Annotated in this window: 8 protein-coding genes; 4 read left to right on the top strand and 4 right to left on the bottom strand. The window is 74.5% G+C overall.

The genetic code is table 11. The features are described 5' to 3' along the window. The 4 genes from AC1DY2_RS11255 to AC1DY2_RS11240 form a co-directional block, all read right to left on the bottom strand. A partial coding sequence (locus AC1DY2_RS11255; protein WP_476762509.1) for a cupin domain-containing protein occupies positions 1-456 on the bottom strand: 456 nt, incomplete at its 3' end. Continuing rightward, positions 453-1,376: a DUF6807 domain-containing protein gene (locus AC1DY2_RS11250; protein ID WP_476762508.1), complete on the bottom strand. Its 924-nt coding sequence runs from the start codon at positions 1,374-1,376 to the stop codon at positions 453-455. The genes AC1DY2_RS11255 and AC1DY2_RS11250, both read right to left, overlap by 4 nt. A gap of 53 nt (positions 1,377-1,429) precedes the next feature. Further along, positions 1,430-2,530, bottom strand: a complete 1,101-nt coding sequence (locus AC1DY2_RS11245; protein ID WP_476762507.1) for a M24 family metallopeptidase — start codon at positions 2,528-2,530, stop codon at positions 1,430-1,432. Further along, positions 2,527-3,537 carry a LacI family DNA-binding transcriptional regulator gene (locus AC1DY2_RS11240; protein WP_476762506.1) on the bottom strand — a complete coding sequence of 337 codons (1,011 nt, stop codon included), beginning with the start codon at positions 3,535-3,537 and terminating at the stop codon, positions 2,527-2,529. Before AC1DY2_RS11240 ends, AC1DY2_RS11245 begins: the two co-directional genes overlap by 4 nt. Positions 3,538-3,726: 189 nt before the next feature. On the opposite strand from AC1DY2_RS11240, the gene AC1DY2_RS11235 reads away from it, so the two are divergent. From AC1DY2_RS11235 to AC1DY2_RS11220, 4 genes are all read left to right on the top strand, one after another. Further along, positions 3,727-4,647: an NAD-dependent epimerase/dehydratase family protein gene (locus AC1DY2_RS11235; RefSeq protein ID WP_476762505.1), complete on the top strand. Its 921-nt coding sequence runs from the start codon at positions 3,727-3,729 to the stop codon at positions 4,645-4,647. Further along, complete coding sequence (locus AC1DY2_RS11230) at positions 4,644-5,618, top strand: 5-dehydro-4-deoxyglucarate dehydratase (RefSeq protein WP_476762504.1); 975 nt, start codon at positions 4,644-4,646, stop codon at positions 5,616-5,618. The genes AC1DY2_RS11235 and AC1DY2_RS11230 overlap by 4 nt, the downstream gene beginning before the upstream one ends. Next, complete coding sequence (locus AC1DY2_RS11225; RefSeq protein ID WP_476762503.1) at positions 5,615-6,727, top strand: mandelate racemase/muconate lactonizing enzyme family protein; 1,113 nt, start codon at positions 5,615-5,617, stop codon at positions 6,725-6,727. Before AC1DY2_RS11230 ends, AC1DY2_RS11225 begins: the two co-directional genes overlap by 4 nt. Next, positions 6,724-7,961: aldehyde dehydrogenase family protein (locus tag AC1DY2_RS11220; protein ID WP_476762502.1), on the top strand; the 1,238-nt coding region annotated here is incomplete at its 3' end. The genes AC1DY2_RS11225 and AC1DY2_RS11220, both read left to right, overlap by 4 nt.

Raw genomic sequence — 7,961 nt, 5'->3', positions numbered from 1 at the left:
CCCCTCGACGGCGAGGTCGCGGCGGGCGAGCGCGGCGGCGAGGCGGTCGGCATCGGGTCGGTCGGCGGCCGGCAGGGTGGCGGCGGCCCGGTATCGGTCGGCGTCGGCGAGCACGTCGTCGGGAAAGGTCATGACGGCGTCGCCCGCCTCGGGCAGCCCGGCGTTCTGCATGACGACGCGCACCTCGAGGTCGCCGCCGTCGTTCACGACGCGGTGGATGACGCCCGGCTCGAACCACACGAGCGAGCCGGGCTCGAGCGGATGCTCCGCGAAGCCCGACCCGTCGACGGTCTGCAGGCGCCCGCGGCCAGCGACGACGACGTAGGCCTCGGCCGAGACGGTGTGCAGGTGCGGCGTGCCGCCCGGCAGTCCGTCGGAGGCCCGCCCGCCGTAGACCTCGAGCACGCTGACCGAGGTGGCGCCGGGGAACGCGGGGCGGCTGACGCCGGCGCTCACGGTTCGCCCAGCAGGTCGGGCAGCCCGGCGGCCCCGGCGGCGGCGAGATCGCCCGCGCGCACCGGGTCGCTCGCGCCGTCGGCGATCACGACGCCGTACCGCAGCACGAGGGTGTCGCCGGCCGCGACGGTGTGCTCCTCGCTGAAGAACGGGGCGGGGCAGATGCAGGCGAACTCCTCGCTGCGGGCGAACCACTGGGTGGGGTGCTGCACGTTGCCGGGGTCGTCCACCATCACGATGGTCGAGGCCGCGCCGCTGCCGTCGTGCCGCCCGCTGAAGCCCATCCACGGGGCACGGATGCCGCGGAGCTCGTCGCCGCCCGCCACGCCGGGCGCGAGCAGGTCGCCGCCGGTGAACGAGCGCGGGCCGCGCCAGAAGAGGCCGCCGTAGCCCGCGTTCTCGCGGCCGCGCGTGGTCGGCGACCCGATCGGGAGGTCGCGATCCGAGACGTTGTGCATCCGCGTCTCGAAGGCGAGCAGCCACGCCTCCTCGCCGTCGAGCAGGGTCGCGCCGATCGTGCGCCGCTCGTCGAACACGGTCTCGCCGGCCTCGGTCACCCAGTCGAGGCGTTCGACGAGGCGGGCGCCGGCCGCGGCATCCGATCGCTCGTCGAACTCGCGGTGCAGCTGGGTGCCGTTGTTCGGCAGCTGCACGTATCCCTGCCCCGACACGAAGGTGGGACCGCCCCAGAAGTTCTCGTCGCCGACGACGGGGAGCGACCAGGCGATGCCCTTGTGCCACACATGGTCGTGCGGGCGGAAGAGCGACACGAGCTCTCCCGTGCGGGTGCGGATGGGGCTGAGATAGGGGCGCGGCGATTCGAGCTGCACGTCGGTGGGCCGGTGCACGTATTCGGCGAGCACCACGTCGTCGTCGATGATGAGCACGCGGTCGTCGCGCTCCTCGGTGCGGATGGGCATCAGGCTCCTCGGAATCGTCGTCGATCGGCAACGGGTCGCGCGTTGGGAAAGCGCTATCCCAAGCCTACACGGACGAGCTCGATCGGTCGAGGCCGGCCTGCGACCTCGATGGTCGGCCAGCGCGGATCGACGGTGAGCACTTCGACCCCGGGGCCGCCGACGAGCACCGTGTCCTCCACCTTCGCGCCCGGAGCCGTGGGATTCCACGCGAACGCGTGCCGCGCCTGCACCAGGTCCTCCACGGCCGCGGTGGCCCTCGGGTCGCGACCCGCATAGCCGGCCGCGCCGCCCTGGTGATGGCGCCGCCACTCCTCGGCGTCGAAGCCCGCCGCGCCGTATGCCGCGATGCCCTCCTCGAACGCCGCGCCGATCGTGCCGCCGACTCGCGTGCCGTCGAGGAACGCCGCCTCGACGTCGAGGATGCGCCGCTCGGCGTCGGCCTCGGTCGCCGAGGCGCCCCACCGCATCCAGCGGGTGGCGTTCGCGATGAGGCCGTGGCGGCGCCCGCAGACCACGAGCATCGCCCGGTCGCCGATCGGCGCGGCGGTGGGCAGCGGATGCCGGTGCGCGAGCCTCGAGCGGCCGGCGACGAGGGTCACGAGCGGGTCGATCCCGCGCGCGACCAGGTCGCGGGCGAGGCGGGCGGCGACCTCGCGCTCGGTGTCGGACCGCCGGGCGCCGGTCGCGGCATCCGTCAGCGCCTCGGCGACCTCCCGGCAGAGCGCCCGGTATCGGTCGAGCTCGGCGGGCAGCAGGCTGGCACGGGCCGCGCGCAGGCCTTCGGCGGCGTCCGCCTCCTCGAGCTCGGCGATGCCCGCGGGCGCCAGCGGCTCGTGCCACGGCACCTCGGTGACGGCGAGCGCGGTGCGGCCAGGGCCGCCGAGCTCCTCGCTCCGCAGGCGGTCGGCCTCGTTCGCGAACATGCGGAGCTCGTCGCCCGAGCGCGACACGACCACAGCGAGCACCGGGTCGCCGGCGAGTGAGACGTGCGTGCGCGCACCGTCGAGGTACCAGGCGAGCGCCGTGTGCGACCGGAGCACGATCGACGTCGCGCCGCGCCGGTCGAGCAGGTCGAGCACGCGATCGCGCTTCGCGGCCCGGTCGGCCCGCGACGGCGCCGATGCCGATGCCGATGCCGATGCCGACGCGATCATCGCACCGGTCCGGTGGAGTCGCGCACCTYGAGGCGCGGGCGGTACAGCACGGTGTGCTCGATCGGACCGCCGGCGATGAGGGTGCGGAGGCGCGCCCACACCTGCCCGCCGATCTCGGCTCGGGGCACCGACATGCTCGTGAGGCTCGGCGTGGCGTACTCGGCCATGGGCACGTCGTCGAAGCCCGCGATCGACAGCTCGCCCGGCACGTCGACGCCGAGGCGCCGCAGCCGGGTGAGCAGTCCGAACGCCACGAGGTCGTTGAAGGCCATGACCGCCGTGGCCCCGTCCCTGCTCGCGCCGAGCACCGCCTCGGCCACCGCATAGCCGTCTTCCAGCCGCGAGCCGCCCGGCACCACGTCGATGCGCAGTGCGGGGTCGGCCCGCTTCGCCTCATCGACCCCGCGCAGGCGCTCGGCGTTCGAGGCGCTCGAGGCCGGCCCGCTCACGTAGGCGAGATGACGGTGCCCGAGCCCGCGCAGGTGGTCGACCAGGTCGCGGATGCCGCGCACGTAGTCGATGCCCACGATCGGCACGTCGGCATCGGGCAGGGAGCGATTCACGACGACGACGGGGGCGAGCGCGGCGACGAGGCGCCGGAGGCGCTGCTCGGGCATGCGCGGTGCGCACAGCACGAGCGCGTCGCAGCGATGCCGCGCCTCGACGGCGGTCGCCTCCTCGTCCTCGACGCGCTCGGCCGTGTCGGCCACCATCACGCGGTAGCCGTCGGATGCCGCGGCGAGGCTCAGTCCCTTGAGGATGCCTTGGAACAGCGGGTTCTCGAGGTCGGGCACGACCATCGCGATCGTGTCGTTGCGGCCGTGCACGAGGCTGCGGGCGGCGACGCTCGGCGAGTAGCCGAGGGCCGCGATGGAGGCCTGCACGCGACGGACGATCTCGGGATCCACCGACTGCTTGCCGTTCAGCACCCGCGACACCGACGCCTGCGAGACGCCGGCGTGTGCGGCCACGTCGGCGATCGTCGTCGCCCGGCTCCGCTCGCGCATCGCGCTCCCATGGTCTCGTGTCGACGCGGGCCGGTCGGCTGGGGCTCGGGTCGTGGTGATCGGATGCCGAGGCTCGCGCGTCATCCGGGAAATCGGTTCCCCAGTCTAGCCGCCAACTTGCCGCAGAGCCCAGTAGCGACGTAGTCTCAGGCACAGAAAGCGGTTTCTCAACTCGCCTCTGGAGGGCACATGCAGGTGGTCGTCACCGGCTCATCGGGTCGGCTCGGGCGCAGCGTGTGCGCCGGGCTCGCGGCATCCGGCCATCGCGTGATCGGCGTCGATCGGGCTCCCACCGGGCTCGACGGCGTCGACGAGCGCGCCCTCGACCTGCGCGACGAGCAGGCGACCGCCCGACTCCTCGCCGAGACCCGGCCCGATGCCGTCGTGCACCTGGCCGGCATCGCGGTGCCGTTCAGCGCGCCCGAGCGCGAGATCCTCGTCACGAACACGACGCTCGCGCACACGGTGCTCGCCGGAGCGGCCGCCGCGGGGGTCGGCCGAGTGCTCGCCGCCAGCAGCCCCACGGTCATCGGCTACGGCGCGCCGAGCTGGCACGCGGCATCCGTGCCCCTCGACGAGGCGCACCCCGTCGCGCCCGCCAACGCCTACGCCCTGTCGAAGGTGGTCATCGAGGAGACCGTGCGCATGTTCGCCCGCACGGCCCCGGGCGCCTTCGGGTTCTTCCGGCCGTGCTACGTGATCTCGCCCGAGGAGTGGGCCGGGGCGCCCACCCAGCAGGGCCACACCATCGCCGAGCGACTCGCCGACCCGGCCCTCGCCGCCGTGAGCCTGTTCAACTACCTCGACGCGCGCGACGCCGCCGGGTTCGTCGATGCCTGGCTCGCCGCGCCGGCCGACGTCGTCGACGGCGAGGGCTTCTTCGTCGGCGCGGCCGACGCGCTCGCCACCCGACCGGTCGCCGACCTGTGGCGCGACGTCGCGCCCGGGCTCGGCGAGGGGGCCGACGCCCTCGGCGGCACGAGCCCGGTCTTCGCGATCGACAAGGCGGCGAGGTTGCTCGGCTGGCGACCCGAGCGTGACTGGCGCAGCGAGCTCGCCGCCGCCTCCCCTGTCCTGACCACCCTGCAGACCGAATCGAGCCCCTCATGACCGCACCCGCATTCGACTTCGACGGGGTCCTCTTCTTCCCCGTCACGCCGTTCGACGCCGCCGGCACGATCGACCACGACCTGCTCGCCGAGCACGTCGGCTCGCGACTGCCGTTCGGCCCCGGCGGCGTCTTCCCGGCGTGCGGCACGGGCGAGTTCCACGCGCTCTCGGCGCGCGAGGCGATCGACGTGGTGCGCACCACGGTCGGCGTGGTCGGCGGCCGCGTGCCCGTCATCGCCGGCGCGGGCGGCCCGCTCGGTCACGCGATCGAGCTCGCCCGCGGCGCCGCCGAGGCGGGCGCCGACGGGCTGCTCCTCCTGCCGCCGTACCTGGTGTCGGGCACCACGGCCGGACTCGTGGCGTGGGTCGAGGCCGTGGCCGCAGCATCCGACCTGCCCGTGATCGTCTACCACCGCGGCACGGCCCGCTACACGGCCGACGCGATCACCCGGCTCGCGCAGAACCCCAAGGTGGTGGGCTTCAAGGACGGCACCGGCGACATCGGGCTCGCGCAGGAGATCGTGCTCGCCGCCGAGGCCACCGGGCGCGACCTGCAGTTCTTCAACGGCCTGCTCACCGCCGAGCTCAGCCAGGGCGCCTACCGCGGCATCGGCATCCCGCTCTACTCGTCGGCGGCGTTCGCGATGATCCCCGAGGTCGGCGCCCTGCACTACCGCGCCTACACCGACGGCGACGAGTCGACCCGGATGCTGCTCCTCCGCGAGTTCTACACGCCGCTCGTGCGCCTGCGCGACGAGACGCCCGGGTTCGGCGTGTCCCTCATCAAGGCGGGCCTGCGCCTGCGCGGCCTCGACGTCGGATCCGTGCGTCCGCCGCTCGTCGACCCCACGCCCGACCAGGAGCGCCGGCTCGGCGAGATCCTCGACATCGGACTCTCGCTCGTACAGCGCATCGGCGCGTCGACGGATGCCGCGGGCCGGGCCGGCTCGCTCGAGACGGCGGTGCGGTGACCACGACGATCCGCCGCATCGCCACCCGCGGCATCCGCGTGCCGCTGTCGCGCCCCTGGGGACCCGACGTGCGCGACCTGTCCCTCGTCGAGGTCGTCGTCGAGGACTCCGCGGGCGACCTCGGCCACGGCTTCTCGTGGACGCCGCAGATCGGTGCGGCCGCGGTGCAGGCGCACCTCGACCACGACATCGCGTCGTTCGCCCTCGGCCGCGACGCCGACGCCGAGTCGCTCTGGCAGCCGCTCTGGCAGCACCTGCACGAGGGCGGCGGCGGCGGCATCACGACGATCGCGATGGCGGGGCTCGACCTCGCGCTCTGGGACCTCGCCGCCCGTCGGGCCGGCCGCGGCATCACCGACCACCTCGGTCGCCGGCACGAGACGGCCGAGGTCTACGGCAGCGGCGTCAACCTGCACTACCCGCTCGACGAGCTCGTCGCCCAGGCCGAGCGCTGGGTGGCCGCGGGCTTCGACGCCGTGAAGGTCAAGGTCGGCAGCCCCGACCTCGGCCACGACGTCGAGCGCATCCGTGCCGTTCGCGACGTCATCGGCCCCGACCGTCGCCTCATGATCGATGCGAACCAGCGCTGGACGCTCGAGCAGGCCGAGCGGGCGATCGGCGAGCTCGCCGCGTTCGACCTCGCCTGGATCGAGGAGCCGCTGCGCGCCGACGACCTCTCCGCCCACGTCGCTTTGCGCCCGCGCATCGAGGTCCCCGTCGCGCTCGGTGAGAACCTGCACACCCGCTACCGGTTCGCCGAATTCATCGACTCCGGCGTCGTCGACGTCGTGCAGCCCAACATCGTGCGCGTCGGCGGCATCACGCCGTTCCGCGCGATCGCCGGCCTCGCCGCCGACCGCGGCGTCGACCTCGCCCCCCACCTGCTGCTCGAGCTCTCCGCCCAGCTCGCACTGACCCTGCCGGGCCACCACCTCGTCGAGTCCGTCGAGGACGCCTCGTTCGAGTCGCTCGGGGCGCTCGCCGCGCCCTCGCCCGTGGTCGTCGACGGCCACGAGGTGCGCACGACGGGGCAGACTGGAATCGGCATCCGCTTCACCGAACCCCGAGCGGATGCCGCGGCATCCGCCCATCGCACGGAGGAATCATGACCGTCACCACCGCCACGAGCGTCGCCGGCTCCACGCCGACCGCCGTCGCCGGCGCCTCGCCCGCCGAAGTCGACGGAGCCGCCCGCGCCGCGCGCGCCGCGTTCGCGACCACCGTCGCCTCCACCGCCGTCGAACGCGCCGCCTGGCTCACGGCCGCGGCCGACGCGCTCGACGCGGCATCCGACGAGCTCATCCCGCTCGCCGACGAAGAGTCGCACCTCGGCACCCCGCGGCTCACCGGCGAGCTCGCACGCACCACGGCGCAGCTGCGGCTGTTCGCGTCGGCCGTGCTCGAGGGCTCGTACCTCGAGGCGACCGTCGACCACCCCGACGCGACCACGATCCCGCCCCGACCCGACCTGCGGCGGATGCTGCGCCCGCTCGGTCCCGTCGCCGTGTTCGGCGCCTCGAACTTCCCCTTCGCGTTCTCGGTCGCCGGCGGCGACACCGCCTCGGCCATGGCCGCGGGCTGTCCCGTGATCGTGAAGGGCCACTCGGCGCACCCGCGACTCTCGCGCCGGACGGCCGAGATCGTGGCCGCCACCCTCGCCGCCGCCGGAGCACCCGAGGGCGTCTTCGGACACGTCGAGGGCCGGGAGGCCGGCGTGGCGCTCGTGCAGCACCGCGAGGTGCGGGCCGTCGGCTTCACCGGCTCGCTGCACGGCGGACGCGCGCTCTTCGACCTCGCGTCGTCGCGACCCGACCCGATCCCCTTCTACGGCGAGCTCAGCGCGGTGAACCCCGTGCTCATCACGGCCGCCGCGATCGACGCGCGGGGCGAGGAGCTCGCGTCGGGCCTCGCCGCCTCGTTCACGCTCGGCGTGGGCCAGTTCTGCACCAACCCCGGCGTGGTCTTCGTGCCGGCCGGCTCGGGCTTCGCGTCGCGCGTGGCGGCGGCCGTCGGGCAGCCGGGCGCGGTGCCCATGCTCACCGACGGCATCGCCGCGGCCTTCGCCGACGGGCTCGCCGGCCTCGCCGCCCACGACGGCGTGGTGGTCGTCGCCGGCGACGCCGTGCAGCAGCCGGGCACCGGCTCGGCGGTGGTGCTGTCGACGACGACGGACGCCGTGCTCGCCGACCCCCAGGCGCTGCTCGCCGAGTGCTTCGGGCCGGCCACCCTCGTCGTCGAGTACGACGACGTCGACGACGCGCTCGCGGCGATCCGCACCGTCGGCGGCAGCCTCACCGCGACCGTGCACGCCGAGCCCGGTGAGGACCTGGGCGACATCCTCGC

The organism is Agromyces sp. P1_H4 (assembly GCF_056405255.1).
Note: the sequence above shows the minus strand (reverse complement) of the source record. Positions and strands in the feature narration are given on the sequence as shown.